Annotated in this window: 18 protein-coding genes; all 18 read right to left on the bottom strand. The window is 71.9% G+C overall.

All coding sequences use genetic code 11. The annotated features are described in order from the left end of the window. Positions 1–53: 53 nt before the first annotated feature. The gene (gene obgE, locus ACPXCS_RS31550) at positions 54–1,487 is read right to left on the bottom strand and encodes a GTPase ObgE (protein ID WP_425951270.1); all 1,434 of its coding nucleotides are present in this window, start codon (positions 1,485–1,487) and stop codon (positions 54–56) included. Positions 1,488–1,592: 105 nt separating this feature from the next. After that, complete coding sequence (gene rpmA / locus ACPXCS_RS31545) at positions 1,593–1,847, bottom strand: 50S ribosomal protein L27 (RefSeq protein WP_010041940.1); 255 nt, start codon at positions 1,845–1,847, stop codon at positions 1,593–1,595. A 14-nt stretch (positions 1,848–1,861) separates the two neighbouring features. Further along, positions 1,862–2,182, bottom strand: a complete 321-nt coding sequence (gene rplU, locus ACPXCS_RS31540; protein WP_003990208.1) for a 50S ribosomal protein L21 — start codon at positions 2,180–2,182, stop codon at positions 1,862–1,864. 274 nt (positions 2,183–2,456) lie between these two features. Further along, positions 2,457–6,749, bottom strand: coding sequence for an Rne/Rng family ribonuclease (locus tag ACPXCS_RS31535; RefSeq protein WP_425951269.1), 4,293 nt, complete (start codon positions 6,747–6,749; stop codon positions 2,457–2,459). A gap of 259 nt (positions 6,750–7,008) precedes the next feature. Continuing rightward, positions 7,009–7,791 (bottom strand): TIGR03936 family radical SAM-associated protein, encoded by a 783-nt coding sequence (locus ACPXCS_RS31530; RefSeq protein ID WP_425951268.1) that lies wholly within the window; start codon positions 7,789–7,791, stop codon positions 7,009–7,011. A 48-nt stretch (positions 7,792–7,839) separates the two neighbouring features. Next, positions 7,840–9,021: a hypothetical protein gene (locus ACPXCS_RS31525; protein WP_425951267.1), complete on the bottom strand. Its 1,182-nt coding sequence runs from the start codon at positions 9,019–9,021 to the stop codon at positions 7,840–7,842. A gap of 172 nt (positions 9,022–9,193) precedes the next feature. Next, a complete protein-coding gene (locus tag ACPXCS_RS31520) occupies positions 9,194–9,418 on the bottom strand; it encodes a helix-turn-helix domain-containing protein (RefSeq protein ID WP_425951266.1) in 225 nt (74 codons plus the stop codon). Beyond that, positions 9,418–9,915 (bottom strand): DUF2975 domain-containing protein, encoded by a 498-nt coding sequence (locus tag ACPXCS_RS31515; protein ID WP_425951265.1) that lies wholly within the window; start codon positions 9,913–9,915, stop codon positions 9,418–9,420. Before ACPXCS_RS31515 ends, ACPXCS_RS31520 begins: the two co-directional genes overlap by 1 nt. Before the next feature lie 284 nt (positions 9,916–10,199). After that, the gene (locus ACPXCS_RS31510; protein WP_425951264.1) at positions 10,200–11,387 is read right to left on the bottom strand and encodes a serine hydrolase domain-containing protein; all 1,188 of its coding nucleotides are present in this window, start codon (positions 11,385–11,387) and stop codon (positions 10,200–10,202) included. Positions 11,388–11,543: 156 nt separating this feature from the next. Next, complete coding sequence (locus tag ACPXCS_RS31505; protein WP_425951263.1) at positions 11,544–13,508, bottom strand: TIGR03960 family B12-binding radical SAM protein; 1,965 nt, start codon at positions 13,506–13,508, stop codon at positions 11,544–11,546. A gap of 88 nt (positions 13,509–13,596) precedes the next feature. After that, a complete protein-coding gene (locus tag ACPXCS_RS31500; protein WP_425951262.1) occupies positions 13,597–15,102 on the bottom strand; it encodes a CHAD domain-containing protein in 1,506 nt (501 codons plus the stop codon). 55 nt (positions 15,103–15,157) lie between these two features. Then, positions 15,158–16,360 (bottom strand): rod shape-determining protein RodA, encoded by a 1,203-nt coding sequence (rodA, locus tag ACPXCS_RS31495; protein ID WP_425951261.1) that lies wholly within the window; start codon positions 16,358–16,360, stop codon positions 15,158–15,160. Continuing rightward, a complete protein-coding gene (gene mrdA / locus ACPXCS_RS31490) occupies positions 16,357–18,603 on the bottom strand; it encodes a penicillin-binding protein 2 (protein WP_425951260.1) in 2,247 nt (748 codons plus the stop codon). The genes rodA and mrdA overlap by 4 nt, the downstream gene beginning before the upstream one ends. 148 nt (positions 18,604–18,751) lie before the next feature. Continuing rightward, a complete protein-coding gene (mreD, locus tag ACPXCS_RS31485) occupies positions 18,752–19,426 on the bottom strand; it encodes a rod shape-determining protein MreD (RefSeq protein WP_425951259.1) in 675 nt (224 codons plus the stop codon). 14 nt (positions 19,427–19,440) lie between these two features. Next, positions 19,441–20,388, bottom strand: a complete 948-nt coding sequence (mreC, locus tag ACPXCS_RS31480) for a rod shape-determining protein MreC (protein ID WP_425951258.1) — start codon at positions 20,386–20,388, stop codon at positions 19,441–19,443. A gap of 143 nt (positions 20,389–20,531) precedes the next feature. After that, positions 20,532–21,551 carry a rod shape-determining protein gene (locus ACPXCS_RS31475; RefSeq protein ID WP_006133575.1) on the bottom strand — a complete coding sequence of 340 codons (1,020 nt, stop codon included), beginning with the start codon at positions 21,549–21,551 and terminating at the stop codon, positions 20,532–20,534. A 275-nt stretch (positions 21,552–21,826) separates the two neighbouring features. Then, positions 21,827–22,240, bottom strand: coding sequence for a nucleoside-diphosphate kinase (ndk, locus tag ACPXCS_RS31470; RefSeq protein WP_425951257.1), 414 nt, complete (start codon positions 22,238–22,240; stop codon positions 21,827–21,829). Between the two features lie 90 nt (positions 22,241–22,330). Next, positions 22,331–22,687 (bottom strand): DUF4233 domain-containing protein, encoded by a 357-nt coding sequence (locus ACPXCS_RS31465; RefSeq protein ID WP_309093891.1) that lies wholly within the window; start codon positions 22,685–22,687, stop codon positions 22,331–22,333. Positions 22,688–22,693 lie beyond the last annotated feature (6 nt).

Below are 22,693 nucleotides of genomic sequence, written 5' to 3'. Positions count from 1 at the left end.
GCCGTTGCCGGGGCGGGTCTGACAGGTGATCGGTCAGAGCCGGTGAGCGGTGCTCAGAAGGGCTTGAAGTCGTCGAACTCCTGCTGCGCCTCGTCGCGTTCGGCCTGCCGGTCCCTGCGGCGCTGCGCGGCCGGACGCGACTCCTCGAAGCGGTGGTCCTCACCGCGGCGGCCGAGCATCTCGGCGCCGGCCGTCACGGACGGCTCCCAGTCGAAGACGACCGCGTTCTCCTCGGGGCCGATGGCGACGCCGTCGCCACCGCGGGCGCCGGCCTTCATCAACGCCTCCTCGACACCGAGCCGGTTGAGCCGGTCCGCGAGGTAGCCGACCGCCTCGTCGTTGTTGAAGTCGGTCTGCCGCACCCAGCGTTCGGGCTTCTCGCCGCGCACCCGGAACACGTCGTCCTCGCGGGTGACGGTGAAGCCGGTGTCGTCCACGGCCTTGGGCCGGATGACGATGCGCGTGGCCTCTTCCTTCGGCTTCGCGGCGCGCGCCGCGGCCACGAGCTCGGCGAGCGCGAACGACAGCTCCTTGAGCCCCAGGTGCGCCACGGCCGACACCTCGAACACGCGGTAGCCGCGCGCCTCCAGGTCGGGCCGCACCATCTCGGCCAGGTCCTTGCCGTCCGGTACGTCGATCTTGTTCAGGACGACCAGCCGCGGCCGGTTGTCCAGCCCGCCGTACTGCCGCAGCTCCTCCTCGATGATGTCGAGGTCGGAGAGCGGGTCGCGGTCCGACTCCAGCGTGGCGGTGTCCAGGACGTGCACGAGCACGCTGCACCGCTCCACGTGGCGCAGGAACTCAAGACCCAGGCCCCTGCCCTGGCTGGCGCCGGGGATCAGGCCGGGCACGTCGGCGATCGTGTAGACCGTCGAGCCGGCCGTGACGACGCCGAGGTTGGGCACCAGCGTGGTGAAGGGGTAGTCGGCGATCTTCGGCTTGGCGGCGCTCAGCACCGAGATCAGGGACGACTTGCCCGCGCTCGGGTAACCGACGAGCGCCACGTCGGCGACCGTCTTCAGCTCCAGGACGATGTCCTGCATGTCCCCCGGCTCGCCGAGCAGCGCGAACCCGGGCGCCTTGCGCCGGGCGGAGGCCAGGGCCGCGTTGCCGAGCCCGCCCCGGCCGCCCTGCGCGGCGACGTACGAGGTGCCGTGGCCGACCAGGTCGGCGAGGACGTTGCCCGCCCCGTCCAGCACGACCGTGCCGTCCGGCACCGGCAGGACGAGGTCCTGCCCGTCCTTGCCGGAACGGTTGCCGCCCTCACCGGGCTTGCCGTTGGTGGCCTTGCGGTGCGGGGAGTGGTGGTAGTCGAGCAGCGTGGTGACGGACTGGTCGACGGTGAGGATCACGTCCCCGCCGCGACCGCCGTTGCCGCCGTCGGGCCCGCCCAGCGGCTTGAACTTCTCACGGTGGACGGAGGCACAGCCGTGGCCTCCGCTACCCGCGGCGACGTGCAGCTCGACGCGGTCCACGAAGGTGGTCATGGTGGGTGCCTCCAGAAGTACGAACGAGATTTACTTGTTCAACAAGCGAAAGGCGGACCCGCCTTCCCGCACGGGAAGTGAGGTCCGCCTCGCGAGAGTGTCCGATCAGGCGACCGGAACGATGTTCACGACCTTGCGGCCACGGTGCGTGCCGAACTGCACCGAACCGGCCTGCAGCGCGAACAGCGTGTCGTCGCCGCCACGGCCGACGCCCGCACCCGGGTGGAAGTGGGTGCCACGCTGACGGACCAGGATCTCACCAGCGTTGACGACCTGACCGCCGAAGCGCTTCACGCCGAGCCGCTGGGCATTGGAGTCGCGACCGTTCCGAGTGGACGATGCGCCCTTCTTGTGTGCCATTTCTCCTCAGTCCCTTACTTCGCAGCCGTGGGGATCTCGGTGACCTTGATCGCCGTGTACTGCTGGCGGTGGCCCTGGCGACGGCGGTAACCGGTCTTGTTCTTGTAGCGCAGAATGTCGATCTTCTGCCCCTTGTGGTGGTCCACGACCTCGGCCTGGACCTTGATGCCGGCCAGCACCCACGGGTCGCTGGTCACGGCGTCGCCGTCGACAACGAGCAGGGTCGAGAGCTCGACCGTGTCGCCAACCTTGGCAGTGGAAATCTTGTCAACCTCAACGATGTCGCCGACAGCAACCTTGTGCTGGCGACCACCGCTGCGCACGATGGCGTACACGCGGAACTCACTCTCTCGCTCGGGAAACGGCACCCCCGCAGGCCAGCCACCCGGCAGAGCAGGCGGCCTCTCCTGGGCGCCCGGCGCCCGGAGGATGAGGTTTACGGGGATGTGACGCGTCAGGGGACACGCCGACGGTCAAGGTTACGGGGCCGCGGTCGAGGGGGTCAAACCGAGCCGGGCCCCCGGCCTGTGCGTCCGGTCACTCGGACCCACGGGCCGGCGCCCCGGGGCGTACGCGTCGCCGCGCACGCCCCGGGGGACGCCGTACGGGTCAGCCCTCGTCGGTGGAGGCCGTGACGGAGGAGAGCGTCTGCTCGGCCGCCGCGGTCTTCTTCGACGTGGTCTTCTTGGCGGCCGTCTTGGTGGTCTTCGCCGCCTTCTTGGCCGTCGTCTTCTTGGCCGCGGTCTTCTTCGCCGCGGTCTTCTTGGTGGCGGCCTTCTTCGCGGTGGCCTTCTTGGCCGTCTTGCGGGCCGTCTTCTTGGCCGCGGCGGGCTCCTCGCCCGTCCCGGCCGTCCCATCCGCGTCGTCACCCGCGCCGGCGGCCGGAGCACCGGTCTCCGCCGCGGGCTCCTCCGCCGGGGCCGACGGGACGACCACGACGGCCGCCTCCTCGGACGCGGTGGGCGCCGTGGACTTGCGCACGGCCCGGCGCCGCGGACGGGCCGGGGCCGCGGCCTCGGCGGGCGCCTCGGCGCCCTGCTCCGCGACCGGCTCGGGCTGTCCGGCCTGCCCGGCCGCCTCGGTCTGCGGGGCCTCGGACACCGCGGGCGCGGTCTCGGCCACCGTCACCACGGCCGCCTCGGCACCCGCCGGGGAACCGGCCGGAGCGGACACCTTGCGGGTGGCCCGCCGCCGGGTGCGGCCCTTCGGCGCGGCCTCCTCGGCCGGCGCGGTCTCGACCACCGGGTCCTCCACGGCCATCGGCTCGGCCTGCGCCTCGGCGGCCGGCTCCGGCTGCACGGGACGCGCGACCTCCTCAGCCGCGGTCACGTCCTGGGCGGTGGGCGCCCCGGCCTGCTCGGCCACGTCCGTGTCCGCGTCCGCGACGGGCTCGGCCGTCCTGCGCTCCGCCCGCGCGGACTCGCCGCGCGGCGCGCCCGCCGGGGCCGACGCCCGCCGGCTCGCCCGGCGCCGCGAACGGCCCCGGGTGGCCGCGGCCTCCGCCTCGGCGGCGCTGCTGTACAGCTCCTCGTCGGGTTCGAAGGCCGGCTCGGGCAGCGCGATCGGCTCTGCGGCCTCGGCACCGACCTCGGCCTCGGTCTCCGCCTCCTGCTCGGCCGTCTCGACCGCCGCCTCGTGGACGTGCGGCTGCTCGGCGGCACCGGCCCGCGCGCGCTTCTTGCGCTTGCCGCCGCCCCCGACGGAGGTCGGCTGCTCCATGTGGACGATGACGCCGCGGCCGTTGCAGTGGACGCAGGTCTCGGAGAAGGACTCCAGCAGGCCCTGGCCCACCCGCTTGCGGGTCATCTGCACGAGGCCCAGCGAGGTCACCTCGGCGACCTGGTGCTTCGTACGGTCCCGGCCCAGGCATTCCAGCAGGCGCCGCAGCACCAGGTCCCGGTTGGACTCCAGCACCATGTCGATGAAGTCGATGACGATGATGCCGCCGAGGTCGCGCAGCCGCAGCTGGCGGACGATCTCCTCGGCCGCCTCCAGGTTGTTCCTGGTGACGGTCTCCTCGAGGTTGCCGCCCTGGCCGGTGAACTTGCCGGTGTTGACGTCGACGACGACCATCGCCTCGGTCCGGTCGATCACCAGCGAACCGCCGCTGGGCAGCCAGACCTTGCGGTCCAGGGCCTTGGCGAGCTGCTCGTCGATCCGGTACGTGGCGAAGACGTCGACCTCGGAGGTCCACTTCTGCAGCCGCTCGGCGAGGTCCGGCGCGACGTGCGAGACGTAGCCGTGGATCGTCGACCACGCCTCGTCGCCGCTGACGACGACCTTGGAGAAGTCCTCGTTGAAGATGTCGCGCACGACCCGGACGGTCATGTCCGGCTCGCCGTACAGCAGCGTCGGCGCGTTGCCGTTCTTGGCCTTCTTCTGGATGTCCTCCCACTGCTGCTGCAGCCGCTCGACGTCCCGGCGCAGCTCGTCCTCGCTCGCACCCTCGGCGGCGGTGCGCACGATGACGCCCGCGTCCTCGGGGACGATCTTTTTGAGGATGGTCTTCAGCCGGGCCCGCTCGGTGTCGGGCAGCTTGCGGCTGATGCCGGTCATGGAGCCCTCGGGCACGTACACGAGGTAGCGGCCCGGCAGGGAGACCTGGCTGGTCAGACGGGCGCCCTTGTGGCCGATCGGGTCCTTCGTCACCTGGACGAGCACCGACTGGCCGGACTTGAGGGCGGACTCGATGCGCCGCGGCCCGTGGGCCATGCCCAGCGCCTCGAAGTTGACCTCGCCGGCGTACAGCACGGCGTTGCGGCCCTTGCCGATGTCGATGAACGCGGCCTCCATCGACGGCAGCACGTTCTGCACCTTGCCGAGGTAGACGTTGCCGACGTACGAGACCGCCTGCTCCTTGTTGACGTAGTGCTCGACGAGCACGTCGTCCTCGAGGACGCCGATCTGCGTGCGGTCGCCGTGCTGGCGGACGACCATCACGCGCTCGACGGCCTCCCGGCGGGCCAGGAACTCGGCCTCGGTGATGATCGGCACGCGGCGGCGGCCCTGCTCACGGCCTTCGCGGCGGCGCTGCTTCTTGGCCTCCAGACGGGTCGAGCCCTTGATGGACTGCACCTCGTCGGACGGCTCGGAGCCCTTCTCACGGGCGGGCCGGGGCTCGCGGACCTTGACGACCGTGCGCTCGGGGTCGTCGTCGGTGGGCTCGGGGTCGAGGCCGGAGTCACCGGCGCGGCGACGGCGGCGACGGCGCCGGCGGCTGCTGCTGGAGCCACCCCCGCCGGACGAGTCGTCCCGGTCGGAGGCCTCGTCGGCGTCCTCCTGGTCCTCCTCGGTCTGCTCGGCGGTGTCCTCGGCGTCCTGCTCGGCCTGGGCGGCGGCGATGTCGTCGGAGTCGTCCGCGCCCTCGCCATCGTTCTCGGCGGACTCGCCGCGCCGGCGGCGGCGACCGCCCCGGCGGCGGCGCCGGCGCGAACCGGGCTCCTCGGCGTCGTCCTGGTCGTCGCCCTCGGCCTGGTCCTCGGCGGCGTCCTCGGCCTCCTCCGGCTCCTCGGCGGACTGGGCCTCGGGCTCCTCGCCGCCCCGGCGCCTGCGACGGCGGCGGGATCCGGAGGTCTGCTCGTCCCGGTCGGACCGATCCTCGCGTGCGTCCGGCGCGTCCGGCGCGGGCTGCGCGTCCTGCGTGAGGTCCTCGGGCTCCTCGGCTTCCCCGACCGCCTCGGCGGCGGCCGCGGCGGCGGCCCGCTCCGGGGTCTGGAACTGCGGCTCGGTGAAGACCGGCGGCTGGAAGAGGGCGACGGCGGGGCGCGCGGGGCGCGAAGGTCCCTCGCTCTCGGCGGCGGCACCGGCGGCGCGCCGGGCGGGCTGGGCGGGCTCGGCGAATCCGCCGGCGGCCCGGCGCACGACCCGGCGGCGACGCCGCGGGGCGCCGTCCTCGGCGGGCTCGGCGGCGGGGGCCTGGGCGGCGGTTTCGGCGGGGGCCTCGGACGCGGCAGGGGTCTGGTCGGCGGCGGCCTGCGCGGCAGGCGCGGCCTCGGCGGCCTCGGCGGGCGCGGCCGGCTCGGCGGCGGCCTTGGCGCGGGACCGGGACCTGGACTTGCGGGCCGGTTCGGGAGCGGGGTTCTCGGTCACAGGGGCCTTCGCCTCCTCGGGCGATTCCGCGGGCGCCTCGGCGGACGCGGCGGTGGAGCCGGACGGACCGGCGTCGACACCGGAGTCGGCCGCTTCGGCGGCCGCGGGCGCCCCGGCGGGCGCGGACACGCGCCGCGTGGCACGCCGGCGGGTGCGGCGCGGAGCGGCGTCGTCCTCGGTGGTCCCGGCACCGGCGGTACCGGGGGTGCCGGCCTCGACGGGCTCGGTGGCGGCCGGCGCGGCGTCGACCGGCGCGGTCTGCGCTGCCTGGCCGGACTGCGCGGGCTGGTCGGTCTGCGGGACGGCCTGCGCGGAGGCGGCGGTCGGCGAGGTGACGCTGCGGGTCGCCCGGCGCCGGGTGCGGCGCGGAGCGGCGTCCTCGGCGGGAGCGGGGGTCTTGGCCTGCTCCGGCGCCTCGGGGGCGGGAGCGGCAACGGTCGCGGGCACCACGGTCTCGGCGGCGGCCTCGGCGGCGGCCGGCCCGGCCGGGGCGGAGGCGCGGCGCACCACACGGCGCCGCTTGCGCCCGGCGGACGCGGCGTCCTCGGCGGGCTCCGCCGCCTCGGTGACGGCCTCGGCGGCGGTCTCCTCCGCGGCGGTCTCCTCGGTCCCCTCGGCGTCGGCCGCGAGTTCCTCGGCCTCGGCGGCCGGTATGGCCGGCGCGACGGTCTCCGCCGCCGCGTCGGCCGCACCGGCGGGCGGACCCGCCGGGCGGGACGCGGCACGGCGCCGCCGGCGGGGCGGCAGGGTGTCGCTGGGGGTGTTCTGTTCTGAGCCCTGCGAGGACTCCGTGGGTTCGGTCGGTTCGAGCATGCGGGCTTTTCTCCCGTCAGGCTCCCGGGCGCCGCGCCTGGTCCGGCTGTGCCGGTGACGTCCGCGGCTCGCGCTGTGCGCGTCGCCGCCGTCCGGGGCGCGGGCGCCGCACGGGAGCTTTCCGTGTCCTGTCTCGCCGGTTCCGTACGCCGAATGCGCACGGCCTGGCGAAAGTCTTCTGGTCGGTACGCTGCCCGACCCAGGTGGCTCCCGAGTCCGAGGGCGGCGCTACGACGTCCGTCCCTACGCGGGACCTTCCTTACGCCGGCGCCGTCGCGGTGGCAGGCGATGCGGCCGTTGAGTGGGCCTGCGCTGCCTCGCGGTCGGGCGCGAGCGGGTCGGTCACCGTGCCGGTCTCTTCATCGAACAGCCCCTGCGCCAGCCTGGTCACCGCTGCGGGGACCGGCGGCGCCAGGTCGGCCACGGCGCGGAGACCGGACAGGACGTCGTCGGGTCGTACGGCAGGCGTCACGTGCCGAACAACCAGCCGCAGTATCGCACAGGGCTGGTCGGTCGGCCTATCAGCCTGCGAACTCCGCGTTTCTGCGAGGTCGCCGCTCTCCAGGCTCACGACGGCGGAGCGGGCGTCGAAGGTGCGCACGCCGTTCTTGGCGAGGCGCTGGACCTCGACGGTCTCGGCCGCGGTGAAGGCGTCCACCGCACGGCGGGCCTCCTCCGGCGACACGCCGTCCAGGCGCAGCTCCCACACGGAAGCCGTCAGCCGGTCGGCGAGGCCCGGGGTGCGGGCCTCGACCGCCTCGACGATGTCGAGCCCGGCGGGCATCGACGCGTCGAGGAGGACCCTGAGCTGCTCCGGGTCGCGGGGCGCGGTGAGCGCGATCTCCAGGTACTCCGCCTCACTGCCCGTGCCGGTGGGTGCGGCATTGGCGTACGACACCTTCGGGTGCGGCGTGAATCCGGCCGAGTAGGCCATCGGCACCTCGGCACGGCGCAACGCACGCTCGAAGGCGCGCTGGAAGTCACGGTGGCTGGTGAACCGGAGGCGGCCGCGCTTGGTGTAGCGCAGTCGGATGCGCTGCACCGCGGGTGCGGGCGGCGGGCCTTCGGGCTGTCGCTTGCCCAGTGTCGTTCAGTCCTTCGTGAGAGCGGTCGTACTGCTACCAAGAGTACGTGCCTCGCGGCCGGAAGGTTCCCTCCGGGCAACCGGAGCGGGCCGCCCCGGCTCCCCGAAGAGCATCCGCCGCACGTCGGCGCGGGTCTGCCGGACGGTGTCGCGGGCGGCGGCCAGGGCCTGCCGGGTGGCGCGTCCGGCGCTGCGGGCGGCCTCGGCGGCGGGCCGCAGGAGGGTGTCGCGCAGGACGTGCCCGACGGGCGTCAGCACGCTGCGGTACGCCCAGCGCACCGGCTCGACGAAGATCCACCGCAGGAGCGTGCCGAGGAACCGCCCGACGGCGAGCGAGACGTGGCCGGCGACGCGCCAGGCGTGGCCGAGGGCGTCCCGCACCTCCCGTCCGACGACGGCGAGGACGCGTCCGACGGGGGCGAGGATCCACCGCCACAGGGCGAGCGCGGGCAGGACGAGCAGGATCCGCGCGATCCAGTACAGGGCCGTTCCGACGCCAGTGACGATCGTGCCCACCAGCCACACCAGCCCCTTGCCGCACCACAGCAGGGCGCGTCCGACGGGCGCGAGCACCCAGGTGTACAGCAGGACGGCCGGTACGACGACCAGGTACCGGGCGAGCCACGCCACGGCCGTCCAGACGCCGAGCCCCAGCGCGGCGAGCCCGGCCCCGATCCCCCTCAGGACCCACGTCACGGCGTGCCCGACGGGGGTGAGCAGGTGCGCGTACACCCAGCCGAGCGCGGCGCCGACGCCCCGCCCGGCCCAGGCGATCGCGTGTCCCAGCGGCGTCAGCACGGACCGGTGGAACCACACCAGCGGCACGACGACGAGGACGTGCGCGAGCCGGGCGAGGGCCGTGCCGAGCGGCACCGCGACGTACCGCCACAGTCCCACGAACGGCCAGACGAAGACCGCCCGCCCCAGCCACAGCAGGGCCCGTCCGAGGGGCCGGAGCAGGGTGTCGTTCAGGAACCGGCCGGTGACGACGAGCGCGTCCCAGACCATCCGTACGGGGACGACCAGCACGAGCACGACGATCCGCACCGGGATCCGGATCGCGACGGCGAGGCATCCCTCGGGTGCCTCCGGCTGCCGCCGCACGGCCGGTCCGGCCGGTCCGGCCGCTCGCCTGCCCGGTTCGACCCGCTGCTCGGAACCCTCACGGGGCGGTTTCTCCAGATCCATACCGGCGAAGACGCATCGGCGCCCCGTCCGGATCCCGCCCCGCGCAGTCCCGGTCCGTTCTCCCGCGGATCCGCCGCCCGGGCCGAGGATGATCCGCTCCGGACCGGATGACGCCGCCGCCCCGGACGAGCACCGGACGGTGGAGCCCTCCGGCGTCGCCCGGCGAGCGCGCTCAGATCTCGGGCCCCTCCCCGTCCGTCTCGAAGCGCAGCAGGTCGCCCGGCTGACACTCCAGCACCTCGCAGAGCGCGGCGAGGGTGGAGAAGCGGACCGCCTTGGCGCGGCCGTTCTTGAGGACGGCCAGGTTGGCCGGGGTGATGCCGACCCGGTCCGCGAGTTCCCCCACGGACATCTTCCGCTTCGCCAGCATCACGTCGATGTCGACGGCGATCGGCATCAGATGACCTCTTCCAGCTCGGCCCGCATCCGGGCCGCCTCGATGTCGCGGGCGACGGCCTGCGCCAGCAGCATCCGCAGCACCAGCACGACGAGCGCGACCCCGAGCACCGCCAGAGCGACCCCGCCCAGCAGCAGCACCACCCCCGGAGCGACGGCCTCACCCGGCGCGAGCACCACCCCGAGCGCGAACACGAGACAGGCGGCGGACACGAAGGCGCCGATCACGATGTGCACGTACCGGAAGGCGCCCGGGGAGAACACGGTCCCCCGCCGCACCATCGTCACCAGCCGCCACACGCAGACCAGCACCACCTGGGCCGATACGACACCCAGCACCAGGATCACCAGGATCGGCGTGCGCAGATACGCGTACTCGGGCTTGAGCCCGTTCATGTCGACGGCCAGCAGCGGGACCATCACGCCCTGCACGAACAACGAACCGGCGAGCAGCACCACAAGCACCGCACGCAACGCGGCCACGGCCAGCTTTCCCATCCCCGACGCCCCATTCCCTCGATCGAACTACGATGGAAATCTATCGACATTCGATAGGGTCGGCAAGTGGGCAGGCATGCCCGGCCCCACACCGGGCAGGTGAGGGAGGCATGAGAGGTGGGGGCATGACAGCGGAACGGCAGAACGGCTCCCCCAGCACACAGTCTGAACTGAGGGAGCCTGGCGGGGCCGATCCCCCAGGGGAGCGTCACCGACTCCGCCTCCTGAGCGGGTCCCCCAGGACCGCGGTGTCTCACCCCCCGGCCCCGCCCCGAGGCCGCCGGCTAGCGGTGGATCACCGAACCGTCGTACACGTGGTCCGGGGTGGCGACCGCCGTGACCGCCCGGGCGAGCGACGTGGACGGCTCCTGCCCCTCGGCCACGACATCCGTGTTGATCATGATGACCAGGGTGGCCCGCCGCTGCGGCAGATACACCGTCACGGTCTCGTAGCCCGGGATCGAGCCGTTGTGCCCGATCCACCCGTCGGTCTCGAAGATGCCCAGGCCGTACGTCGTACCGGGGTAGCCCGTCGGCAGCGTCCTGAGCCGCTGCGCCTGGGTCTCGGGGCTGAGCAGCCGGCCCGTGGCGAGGATCGGGGCCCAGCGGCGCAGGTCGTGCAGGCCGGAGATCATCGCCCCGGCCGCCCACGCCCAGCTGGGGTTCCAGTCGGTGGCGTCCTCCACCTCCCCGCTCAGCGTCTGGTTCGTGTAGCCGCGCGGATGCGGCTCAGGGAACTCGCCGCCCTGCGGGAAGAGGGTGTGGTGCAGTCCGGCCGGGCGGAGCACGCGCTCGTGGATGAAGTCGGCGAGCCGCCATCCGCTGACCTTCTCGATCACCAGCCCGAGCAGGACGAGGTTCGTGTTGGAGTACTCGAACTCCTGCCCCGGCGCGAAGGTGTTCGCGTGCCGGAAGCCGTACGCGAGGACCTGGCGCGGGGTGAAGGAGCGCTGCGGGTGGCTCAGCAGTTCCCGGATGAAGTCGGGGTCCGCGGTGTACGGGAAGAGCCCGCTGCGCATCCCGGCGAGGTGCCGCAGCGTGATCCGGTGCCCGTTGGGCACGCCCGTGACGTACCGGGAGATCGGGTCGTCCAGCCCGATCCGGCCGTCGTCCACGAGCATGAGCAGCGCGGTGACGGTGAAGGTCTTGGTCTCACTGCCGATCCGGACGTACGAGTCGACCGCCATCGGTTCCCCGGTCCGGGTGTCGGCCACCCCGAAGGCACGGACGTAACACCCCCGGCCCGGGATCCACAGCCCGACGACGGCCCCGGGAATGCCCGCCTCCCGCCGGGTGTCCTCGACGGCCTCGTCCAGCCGGGCGGTGAGCTCCCGCCCGAACCCGTGGGGCGGACAGTCGGAGTCGTGCCGGTCGAGGGCCGCGGCACGGCCGGCCAGGGCGGGCGTCGCCGCCAGGGCGGCCAGCGCCGCGGCGAACGTTCGGCGGGACGGAGTACGTCGAGCAGGTCGCATGGGGGCGCCTCTTCCGGAGGGGGTGGCGAACCCGAGGATCATCACCACTCACCCCTCGCCCGCGGCCTGCTGCCGACCCGGCCGGAGGGGAGTCCACTCGTTCGGGGGCAGCAATGAGCCCCCTCCGCGCCGGGAGGGGGCTCGACCGGCTCTCCGTCAGTGGGCGTGCCCGCTGGGCGCGGGTGCCGCGTTCTTGACCGTCAGCGGCAGCAGCTTCTTGCCCGTCGGGCCGATCTGGATGTGGGTGTCCATCTGCGGGCACACGCCGCAGTCGAAGCACGGCGTCCAGCGGCAGTCCTCGACCTCCGTCTCGTCGAGGGCGTCCTGCCAGTCCTCCCAGAGCCAGTCCTTGTCCAGGCCCGAGTCGAGGTGGTCCCAGGGCAGGACCTCCTCGTAGGTGCGCTCGCGGGTGGTGTACCAGTCGACGTCCACGCCGAACGGCTCCAGGGCCTTGTCCGCGCACGCCATCCAGCGGTCGTAGGAGAAGTGCTCGCGCCAGCCGTCGAAGCGGCCGCCGTCCTCGTAGACCGCGCGGATGACCGCGCCGATGCGGCGGTCGCCGCGGGAGAGCAGGCCCTCGACGATGCCGGGCTTGCCGTCGTGGTAGCGGAAGCCGATGGAGCGGCCGTACTTCTTGTCGCCGCGGATCTTGTCCCGGAGCTTGGCCAGGCGCGCGTCGGTCTCCTCGGCGGACAGCTGCGGGGCCCACTGGAAGGGCGTGTGCGGCTTGGGGACGAAGCCGCCGATCGAGACCGTGCAGCGGATGTCGTTCGAGCGGGAGACCTCACGGCCCTTGGCGATGACCTTGGTCGCCATGTCCGCGATCTGCAGCACGTCCTCGTCGGTCTCGGTGGGCAGGCCGCACATGAAGTACAGCTTCACCTGCCGCCAGCCGTTGCCGTACGCGGTCGCGACCGTGCGGATCAGGTCCTCTTCCGAGACCATCTTGTTGATGACCTTGCGGATGCGCTCCGAGCCGCCCTCGGGGGCGAAGGTCAGGCCCGAGCGCCGGCCGTTGCGGGTCAGCTCGTTGGCCAGGTCGATGTTGAACGCGTCCACGCGGGTCGACGGCAGCGACAGGCCGATCTTGTCGTCCTCGTAGCGGTCGGCGAGGCCCTTGGCGATGTCGCCGATCTCGCTGTGGTCCGCTGAGGACAGCGACAGCAGGCCGACCTCCTCGAAGCCGGTCGCCTTCAGGCCCTGCTCGACCATGTCGCCGATCCCGGTGATCGAGCGCTCCCGGACCGGACGGGTGATCATGCCGGCCTGGCAGAAGCGGCAGCCGCGGGTGCAGCCGCGGAAGATCTCCACCGACATGCGCTCGTGGACCGTCTCGGCCAGCGGGACCAGGGGCTGCTTGGGGTAGGGCCACTCGTCCAGGTCCATGACGGTGTGCTTGGACACCCGCCACGGGACACCGCTGCGCTGGGGCACCACGCGGGCGATCCGGCCGTCGGGCAGGTACTCGACGTCGTAGAAGCCGGGCACGTACACCCCGCCGGTCTTCGCCAGGCGGAACAGCAGCTCCTCGCGGCCGCCCGGGCGGCCCTCGGCCTTCCAGGCGCGGACGATCGCGGTGATCTCCAGCACGGCCTGCTCGCCGTCGCCGATCACGGCGCAGTCGATGAAGTCCGCGATCGGCTCGGGGTTGAACGCGGCGTGACCGCCGGCCAGGACGATCGGGTCGTCCAGGCCGCGGTCCCGGGACTCCAGCGGGATGCCCGCCAGGTCCAGGGCCGCCAGCATGTTCGAGTAGCCGAGCTCGGTGGAGAAGGAGAGGCCGAGCACGTCGAAGGCCTTCACCGGCCGGTGGCTGTCGACCGTGAACTGCGGGACGCCGTGCTCGCGCATCAGCTCCTCGAGGTCCGGCCACACGCTGTACGTGCGCTCGGCGAGGACGCCCTGCTGCTCGTTGAGCACCTCGTAGAGGATCTGGACGCCCTGGTTGGGCAGACCGACCTCGTACGCGTCGGGGTACATGAGAGCCCAGCGGACGTCGCAGGACTCCCAGTCCTTGACCGTGGAGTTGAGTTCTCCGCCGACGTACTGGATCGGCTTCTGCACGTGCGGGAGCAGAGCTTCGAGCTGCGGGAACACCGACGCAGCGACTTCGGCAGGCATGTCGCGCACCTTCGTGAGCTGGACTGGACTGACAGGGGTGACCATCCAGCCTAACGCGACCGCGGGGCACCTCCGTACGCCGTGAGGCTCACAGGCCCGCCGCCGCGCCCCTGATCTCCTTCCACAGCCCGGGCAGCTCGGCCTCCGTGCGCAGGGCCCGCTGCTCCTCGCGCTCATGGAGCAGGCCGTAGGTGAAGGCGCTCTCCCCCGCCGCGTGGGCGACCGCGGACAGCTCGCGGAGGGTCTGCCGGGCCATCACGCTGTCCTGGTGCTCGCCGAGCAGCTTCTGCAGCGTCTTCATGGACTTGACCATGGTCTTGGCCGGCTTGCCCAGGGCCGGTTCGGCCGCCTCGGCGGCGTAGCGGGCCCGCTTGGCCTTCTTGCGGGCCTCGTGCACGGCGACGTCCCGTTCGGTGCCGGGCTCCAGCTCCAGCGCCCGCTCGACCAGCCGGGACACCTTGCGGAAGTCCTTCTGCACGGCCTTGCTGAGCGGCTTGCCGGGCTTCTTCCCGGCCGTCCTCAGCAGGGGCGGCGTCGCGACCAGCGCGTCCAGGGTGTCGAGCAGGGCGAGGTAGCGGCGGGAGTCCAGGATCCCCAGGAGCCGGCCGCGGGCCGTGTGGTGCTCGGCGCTCGACCAGCCGCGCAGGCGCTCCGCCACGGGTCCGCGGACCAGCTCGCCGGGGATCTCGCCGAGGGCTGCGGTCAGCCGTGCGGCCAGCACCTCGCGGTCGCGGTCCAGGCCCAGCTCACCGGCCAGCCACTTCAGCTCGTCCGCGACCGGGTCGGTGACGTCCCGGTCGAGGATGTCCCCGAACGACTTGAAGGTGCTGCGCAGCCGCCGGGTGGCCACGCGCATGCTGTGCACGGCGTCCTCGGCGTCCCTGCGGACGGCCGGGTCGTACGCGACGATCGCGTCGCGCTGGGTGCGTACGTAGGCGAGCACGTGGTCTCCGGCGGTCGAGGGGTCCCCGGCGGCCGCGGTCGGGCGCCGCCTCTCCGGCGCCGTCTCGGCCAGCGCCCGGGCCAGCTTGGACGCCGACTTCGACGGCCGTACGCCCGCCTTGCGCAGCCGCTTCTCCACCGTGTCGAGGAAGGCCGGGTCGCCGCCGTCGGCGAGTTCGACCTCCAGCTCGGTCCACTGGGCCGCGCCGTGGCCGCCGGTGAGCCGCTCGGCGTGCACGGCGTCCACGCTGACCTCGGCGAGCAGCCGCCCGTCGGCGTCGACCAGGTGGCGCACGTCCCGCTCGGAGCGCAGCCGGACCAGGGGGAGCAGCTCGTCGTCGCGGACGCGGGAGCGGACGAGCCCGGCGAGTTCACCGGGGAGGGTCTCGGAGAGCGGGGCGTGGATCTCGTCCCGGGCGTCCGGGCCGGCCGGGAACTTCAGGTGCCAGCCCGCGTCCGAGCCGCCGGTGCGGCGGCGCAGGGTGACCGATGTCGCGGCGAGGCGTTGGTCGACGGTGTCGTAGTAGGTCGCGTCGAGGTGGGCGACCCCCTGGTCGACCACGTCCGCGACCCCGGCCACACCGGTCAGGTCCGGCAGCCCGCCGTCCTTGGTCTCGTACTTCCGCTCGATCTCACGCTTGGTGTCCGCCATGCACCGAATCTAGTGGTCCCGGGCGCGGGGCGGCAGGGGGCCACCCCGCGCGATGTCATGCTGACATCGGTCGCTGCACTCTGATCGACTGCAGCAGTCCCACCGCTATCCACACGGCGAACATCGAGGAGCCGCCGTAGGACACGAACGGCAGCGGCAGGCCCGTGACCGGCATGATGCCGAGGGTCATGCCGATGTTCTCGAACGACTGGAAGGCGAACCAGGCGACGATCCCTGCGGCCACGATCGTGCCGTACAGGTCGCTCGTCTCCCGGGCGATCCGGCAGGCCCGCCACAGCACGATGCCGAGGAGCAGGATGATCAGGCCGCCGCCGAGGAAGCCCAGCTCCTCCCCCGCCACCGTGAAGACGAAGTCCGTCTGCTGCTCGGGGACGAACTGGCCGGTGGTCTGCGAGCCGTGGAAGAGACCGGAGCCGGTCAGTCCGCCGGAGCCGATGGCGATGCGGGCCTGGTTGGTGTTGTAGCCGACGCCGGCCGGGTCGAGCTCGGGGTTGGCGAAGGCGGCGAAGCGCGCGATCTGGTAGTCGTCGAGCACTCCGAGCTGCCAGACGGTGATCGCGCCGGCCGCGCCCGTGCCCAGCAGGCCGAACACCCACCGGTTGGTGGCGCCGGAGGCGAGCAGCACACCGAGCACGATGATGACCATGACCATGACCGACCCGAGGTCGGGCATGAGCATCACGATCACCATGGGCACGGCGGCCAGACCGAGGGCCTGCACGACCGTGCGGTGGTCGGGGTACTGCTTGTCGCCCGCGTCGACCCGGGCCGCCAGCAGCATCGCCATGCCCAGAATGATCGTGACCTTCACGAACTCCGAGGGCTGGAGCGAGAAGCCGCCGGGGAGCTTGATCCAGGAGTGGGCGCCGTTGATCGTCGAGCCGAGCGGCGTGAGCACCAGCAGGATCAGCAGCACCGAGAGGCCGTACAGGACCGGCACGGCCGTGCGCAGGGCGCGATGGCCGAGCCAGATCGTGCCGGCCATCAGGCCCAGGCCGATGCCGGTGTTCAGCAGGTGCCGGACGAGGAAGTAGTACGGGTCGCCCTGGTTGAGCTCGGTGCGGTTGCGGGTCGCGGAGTAGACCAGGAGCGTGCCGAGCAGCGACAGGGCCAGTGCCGACAGCAGGATCGGCCAGTCGAGCCGCCGCGCCACCGAGTCACGGGCCAGCAGTCGCGTCCAGCCGGTGCGCTCGGGCCCGTAGCCGGAGACCTGGAAGCTGTTCACACCGCCGGTCATGACGGCACCCTCCGGCTTCCCCGACGGCGCCGGCGCCGTCGGGTGTCGCGGTTCTCCGGCGTCGGCGGGGCCGCCGTCGCCGGCTGGAGCGGGTCGGCCGGGGCGTTCGGGTCCTTCTTGTTCGCCTGCTGGTCCTTGGCCGGGTCCTTGGAGACCTTCGGGGAGGTGATGGTGCCGTCCGTCTTGATCTTCGGCAGGGTCTTCTGCGGGGCGGGCAACAGGGCCTTCTTGCGGTCGATCTCCCCGTCCGGGGACACGCCGTACAGCGCGTTGTAGATGTTGCGCACGGCCGGTCCCGAGGCGCCGGAGCCGGTACCGCCCTGGGAGATCGTCATGACGACCGCGTAGTCCTTGGTGTACGTGGCGAACCAGGAGGTCGTCTGCTTGCCGTAGACCTCGGCCGTACCCGTCTTGGCGTGCATCGGGATCTTGTCCTGCGGCCAGCCGCCGAACCTCCAGGCGGCCGTACCGCGGGTGGCGACTCCCGCGAGGGCATCGCTTATCTCGCTGCGCGTCTTCTGGCTCATCGGCAGCTTGCCGTGCGTCTGGGGCTTGATCGGCGTGACGGTCTTGCCGTCGGCGCTGATGACGGCCTTGCCGACGGAGGGCGTGTACATCGTGCCGCCGTTGGAGATGGCGGCGTAGATGGTGGCCATCTGGATGGGCGTGACGAGCGTGTCGCCCTGGCCGATGGAGTAGTTGACGGAGTCACCGGCGCGCAGACGGTTGCCTTCGAGGCAGTTCTCGTAGGCGATCTTCTCGGCGTAGCTGCCGTCGCGCTTGCCGGTGCGGCACCAGGCGTCCTTGTTGGCCTTCCAGTAGTCCAGCTTCCACTGGCGGTCGGGGACGCGGCCGGTGACCTCGTTGGGCAGGTCGATGCCGGTCTCCTTGCCGAGGCCGAACTGGTGGGCGGTCTTGTAGAACCAGTCGTTGGCGTTCTTCTTCGGCTTGGTGCCGCCGTCGCGCTTCCACTCCTCGTGCGAGAGCCGGTAGAAGACCGTGTCGCAGGAGACCTCCAGGGCGCGGCCGAGGCTGATCGCCCCGTAGCCCTTGGACTCGAAGTTCTTGAAGACCTGGCCGCCGATGGAGTACGAGCTGGAGCACTCGTAGGGGCCGTTGAAGGAGTAGCCGGCGTTGACCGCGGCGGCCGTGGGGATGACCTTGAAGATGGAGCCGGGCGCCGACTGGCCCTGGATCGCGCGGTTGAGCAGCGGGTAGTTGGACTTCTTGCCGGTGAGCCTGGCGTAGTCCTTGGCGGAGATGCCGCCCACCCAGGCGTTCGGGTCGTACGTCGGGTTGGAGGCCATGGCGACGACGCGGCCGGTCTTGGCCTCCATCACGACGACGGCGCCGGAGTCGGCCTTGTAGTTCGTGCCGGTGTTGCGGTCGTGCTCCTTGCGGGCCTGCTTCATCGCCTCGTTCAGCTCGTACTCGGCGATCCGCTGGACACGTGAGTCGATGCTGGTGACGAGGTTGTCGCCGGGGTGCGCGGGGTCGGCCTCGGCCTGGCCGATGACGCGGCCGAGGTTGTCGACCTCGTAGCGCGTGACGCCGGCCTTGCCGCGCAGCTGCTTGTCGTACTCGCGCTCCAGGCCGGAGCGGCCGACCTGGTCGGAGCGCAGGTACGGCGAGTCGGTGTTCTGCGCCTTCTTGATCTCCTCGTCGGTGACCGGCGAGAGGTAGCCGAGGACCTGGGCGGTGTTGGCCTTGCCCGGGCTCGGGTAGCGGCGCACGGCCTGCGGCTCGGCGGTGATGCCGGGGAAGTCCTCGGCGCGCTCGCGGATCTGCAGGGCCTGCTTGGGCGTGGCCTCGTCGGTGATGGGGATGGGCTGGTACGGCGAGCCGTTCCAGCAGGGCTGGGGCGTCTTGGCGTCGCACAGCCGGACCTTCTCCATGACCTCCTTGGGGGTCATGCCCAGGACGCCGGCGAGCTTGGTGAGGACTTCCTCGCCGTCGTCCTTCATCTTCAGCAGGTCGGTGCGGGAGGCGGAGACCACCAGGCGGGTCTCGTTGTCGGCGAGGGCCACGCCGCGGGCGTCCAGGATGGAGCCGCGGACGGCGGGCTGGACGACCTGCTGGACGTGGTTGCCGGACGCCTCCTTGGCGTAGGCCGCGCCCTCACGGATCTGGAGGTACCACAGGCGTCCGCCGAGGGTGAGCAGGAGGGACAGGACCAGGACCTGGATGACGACGAGCCGGATCTGGACCCTTGGGTTCCGCCCGGTCTCGGGAATGTTGGTCACTGCGGCTGCCTCCCCCTCTCCCTGCGTGTACGGATGTGCGAGTGCGACGGTCTGTCCGCACAGGTGTGTGCAGTCATGAGTGAGGAACGACGGGCCCGGGCACCGGCGTTCCTGCCGGACCGCCCCGTTCGGGTGAACTTCCCCGGCTTCACAGCCGCTTGACCCCCTTGATGCGCCCGGCCCGCGCCATCCGGGCCCGGGCCGCCTTCACCCGCAGTCCGTTGCGCTGGCTGCCGATCCTCAGGCCCGTGCCGCCGGAGAGCCAGCCGGAGGAGATGTCCGTGGCCTTGGCGGCGGCCGACGTGGACTCGGCGAGCGGATCGTTCTCGGCGCGCCGGGCCAGGGCCATGACCCCCGGCACCACGAACGGCGCGAGCAGCAGGTCGTACAGGGCGGCCGTGAACAGCAGGCCGCCCAGGCCGACATGGCGGGCGGCGGTGTCCCCGACGAGGGACCCGACCCCGGCGTACAGCAGGGTCGAGCCGACCGCGGCGGCGACCACCACGACCATGGGGCCGGTCGCGGACTTCAGCTGGCCGGTCTCGGGCTTCACCAGGCCCGCGAGGTAGCCGATGACGCACAGCACCAGGGCGTACCGCCCGGCGGCGTGATCGGCAGGCGGGGCCAGGTCGGCGAGCAGACCCGCGCCGAAGCCGACGAGGGCACCGCCGACGTGCCCGTACACCAGCGCCAGGCCCAGGACGGTGAGCAGCAGCAGGTCGGGTACCGCGCCCGGCAGGTGCAGGCGGGCGAGGACGCTCACCTGGATCACCAGGGCGACGACGACCAGGGCGGAGGAGAGCAGGATCCGGTTGACGCGCATGGGGGTGACAGCTCCTACTGCTCTTGCTGGTTCTGGCCGTCCACGGGGGCCTCGGCGGACGGCGTCACGGTCACCGTCACCGTCGGCCTCGGGGTCGGCTTGGGCTTGGGCGGGAGCACCGTGTCACGCGGGTCCTTCTTCGGGGACTCGACCACGACACCGACGATGTCGAGCTTGCTGAACGCCGCGTAGGGCGTGACGTAGAGCGTGCGGGTCAGGCCGCCGCCGGAGGGGTCGACGCGGGAGACCACGCCGACCGGGACGCCGGGCACGAACGGCCGGTCGGCCTGCGAGCCGAAGGTGACGAGCCGGTCGCCCTTCTTCACCTCGGCCTTGCCGTTGAGGAGTTCCACGCGCAGCGGGCGGTCGCCCTGCCCGGAGGCGAAGCCCAGTTCGTCGCCGGACTCCATGCGCGTGCCGACGGTGAAGTCGGGATCGCTGGCGAGCAGGACCGTGGCGGTGTTCGGCCCGACGGTGGTGACGCGGCCGACGAGCCCGTCGCCGTTCAGGACGGTCATGTCGCGCTTGATGCCGTCGTTGGCGCCGACGTCGATGGTGATGGTCCAGGAGAAGCCCTGGGCCGCCCCGATGGCGATGACCTCGGCGCCCTTGATGCCGTACTGGCCCTGCCCGGCGACCTTCAGCATCTTGTCGAGCTGCTTGAGGCGGCTGCGGGCGCGGTCGTCGCTGCCGAGGCGCGCCTTCAGGGCCGCGTTCTCCTTCTCCAGCAGGGCGAGCCGGTCGTGCCGTTCGCCGGAGTCGCGGATGGCGGAGACCGCGTTGCCGACCGGGTCGACCGCGGACGACACGCCGCTCTCGATCGGGCCGAAGACCGTCGCCGCGGCTTGCCGGGCACCGTCGACGGGTGAGTCCTCCCCGCCGCGGATGTCCACCGTGATCAACGCGAACGCGATGGCGATCAGCAGCACCAGGAGCAGCCGGCTCTCTCGTGTGTCCCTCACGTGCGGCGGCCGTGCCCTTCCTCATAGGAATTCGGGAAGCCCCAGGGAATACCGAGGGGCTGCTTCGGGGAGCTTATGCCTCTATATCAACGATCCGCCGTACGAGAGGAGATCGTCCCGTACGGCGGAATCGAAGAGTTATGTCATCTGCGCGGCTGGGCGTCCAGAACCTGCTGCAGCGCCTCGAACTCCTCGACGCACTTTCCGGATCCGAGCGCCACACTGTCCAGGGGGTCCTCGGCGATGTGGATCGGCATGCCGGTCTCCCGGCGCAGCCGCTCGTCCAGGCCCCGCAGCAGCGCTCCGCCGCCGGTCAGAACGATTCCTCGGTCCATGATGTCGCCGGACAGCTCCGGCGGGCACTTGTCGAGGGTCGTCTTGACGGCGTCGACGATGGCGTTGACCGGTTCCTCGATCGCCTTGCGGACCTCGGCCGCGGAGATGACCACGGTCTTCGGCAGACCGGAGACCAGGTCCCGGCCGCGGATCTCGGTGTGCTCGTCGGTGTCGAGGTCGTACGCCGAACCGATCGTGATCTTGATCTGTTCGGCCGTCCGCTCACCCAGCAGGAGGGAGTACTCCTTCTTGATGTGCTGGATGATCGCGTTGTCCAGTTCGTCGCCGGCGACACGGATGGACTGGGCGGTGACGATGCCGCCGAGGGAGATGACCGCGACCTCCGTCGTGCCGCCGCCGATGTCGACCACCATGTTGCCCGTGGCCTCGTGGACCGGCAGGCCGGAGCCGATGGCCGCGGCCATGGGCTCCTCGATGATGTGCACCTGGCGGGCGCCGGCCTGGGACGACGCCTCGATGACGGCACGGCGCTCGACGCCCGTGATGCCCGAGGGCACACAGACGACGACCCGCGGACGAGCCAGATACCGCCGCTTGTGGATCTTCAGGATGAAGTAGCGGAGCATCCGCTCGGTGATCTCGAAGTCGGCGATCACACCGTCCTTCAGCGGACGAACGGCAACGATGTTGCCGGGCGTGCGCCCGATCATCTTCTTCGCTTCGGCGCCGACCGCGAGGATGCCACCGGTGTTGGTGTTGATCGCGACTACGGACGGCTCGTTGAGTACGATCCCGCGACCCCTGACGTACACCAGCGTGTTGGCGGTCCCGAGGTCGACAGCCATGTCACGGCCGATGAACGACATTGAGTTCCCCATCAGGATTCGTCTGGCCTTCCCATGAGCTTTTGAGGGCTTTTCAGGTCGGCAAAGGTGGGTGCTGTGACGTGAAGGCTTCCATGGTAGACGCGCCTTCGCGAACACTGCGGGAGGGTCTCCGCCATTGTCAGCAGAAGCCGTGCGCGTTCGCTTGTGGAGACGGGCGTATGGGGGCGATCGTTCCCTCGTACGCCACGCATATGCCGCAAAGCCCGGGGGCCGACGCCCCCGGACCCGCCGTTTGTGCTGGTGGGGTGCGGACCCTACGCGCGGCCGGGGAAGAAGATCTTCACCTCGCGCTCGGCGGACTCCTCGGAGTCGGAGGCGTGGATCAGGTTCTCCCGGACGATGACGCCGAAGTCGCCGCGGATGGAACCGGGCGCCGCCGCGATCGGGTCGGTCGGGCCGGCCAGCTGGCGCACGCCCTCGATGACGCGCTCGCCCTCGACGATCATCGCGACGACCGGGCCGGAGGCCATGAACTGGACCAGCGGCTCGTAGAAGGGCTTGCCCTGGTGCTCGCCGTAGTGCTGCTCCAGCGTGTCCTGGTCCAGGGTGCGCAGCTCCAGCGCGGTGATCGTCCAGCCCGCCTTGCGCTCGATGCGGCCGATGATCTCGCCGGTCAGGCCACGACGGACGGCGTCGGGCTTGAGGAGGACGAGGGTGCGCTGGGTCACGACGGGGCTCCTTATGCGTGAAGGCTGTGCGGTGATGCGGTGGTGCGGTGATCCGGTGGGACGAGGTTACCCGGCGTGTCGGGGCGCCTGTTACGCAGCGTCAGGTGTGGAGGAGCCGGCCTGGGCGGCGAATCTCGCCTTCGCCTCGTCCACCTTCCGCCCGTAGTGCACGGACGCCCACCACAGGGCCGCGAAGATCGCCCCCAGGAAGAACATGGTCGGCACGATGAAGCCGGAGGCGATCAGGGCGATCTGCAGCGCCCAGCCGAGCGCGACCCCGCCGGGGCGCGTCACCAGGCCGCACAGCACCACGCACAGGAACATCGCGATGCCGCTGACCGTCCACACGGTGGTCATGGACAGGTCGGGGTCCTTCATCGCGACCAGTCCGGCGAAGCCGATGACGAAGAACTCGCCGATGAGAGTGGAAGAACAGAGCGTACGCATGGGATC

This window comes from Streptomyces sp. DT190 (assembly GCF_049846985.1).
GTDB lineage: Bacteria > Actinomycetota > Actinomycetes > Streptomycetales > Streptomycetaceae > Streptomyces.
This window is presented reverse-complemented; position numbering and strand designations above follow the sequence as displayed.

Excerpts from the sequence above, each read along its gene's own strand:
- obgE (WP_425951270.1), bottom strand. The coding sequence starts at position 1,487 with ATGACCACCTTCGTGGACCGCGTCGAGCTGCACGTCGCCGCGGGTAGC.
- rpmA (WP_010041940.1), bottom strand. The coding sequence starts at position 1,847 with ATGGCACACAAGAAGGGCGCATCGTCCACTCGGAACGGTCGCGACTCC.
- ACPXCS_RS31535 (WP_425951269.1), bottom strand. The coding sequence starts at position 6,749 with ATGCTCGAACCGACCGAACCCACGGAGTCCTCGCAGGGCTCAGAACAG.
- ACPXCS_RS31525 (WP_425951267.1), bottom strand. The coding sequence starts at position 9,021 with ATGGATCTGGAGAAACCGCCCCGTGAGGGTTCCGAGCAGCGGGTCGAA.
- ACPXCS_RS31520 (WP_425951266.1), bottom strand. The coding sequence starts at position 9,418 with ATGCCGATCGCCGTCGACATCGACGTGATGCTGGCGAAGCGGAAGATG.
- ACPXCS_RS31515 (WP_425951265.1), bottom strand. The coding sequence starts at position 9,915 with ATGGGAAAGCTGGCCGTGGCCGCGTTGCGTGCGGTGCTTGTGGTGCTG.
- ACPXCS_RS31510 (WP_425951264.1), bottom strand. The coding sequence starts at position 11,387 with ATGCGACCTGCTCGACGTACTCCGTCCCGCCGAACGTTCGCCGCGGCG.
- ACPXCS_RS31505 (WP_425951263.1), bottom strand. The coding sequence starts at position 13,508 with ATGCCTGCCGAAGTCGCTGCGTCGGTGTTCCCGCAGCTCGAAGCTCTG.
- ACPXCS_RS31500 (WP_425951262.1), bottom strand. The coding sequence starts at position 15,102 with ATGGCGGACACCAAGCGTGAGATCGAGCGGAAGTACGAGACCAAGGAC.
- rodA (WP_425951261.1), bottom strand. The coding sequence starts at position 16,360 with ATGACCGGCGGTGTGAACAGCTTCCAGGTCTCCGGCTACGGGCCCGAG.
- mreD (WP_425951259.1), bottom strand. The coding sequence starts at position 19,426 with ATGCGCGTCAACCGGATCCTGCTCTCCTCCGCCCTGGTCGTCGTCGCC.
- ACPXCS_RS31475 (WP_006133575.1), bottom strand. The coding sequence starts at position 21,551 with ATGTCGTTCATCGGCCGTGACATGGCTGTCGACCTCGGGACCGCCAAC.
- ACPXCS_RS31465 (WP_309093891.1), bottom strand. The coding sequence starts at position 22,687 with ATGCGTACGCTCTGTTCTTCCACTCTCATCGGCGAGTTCTTCGTCATC.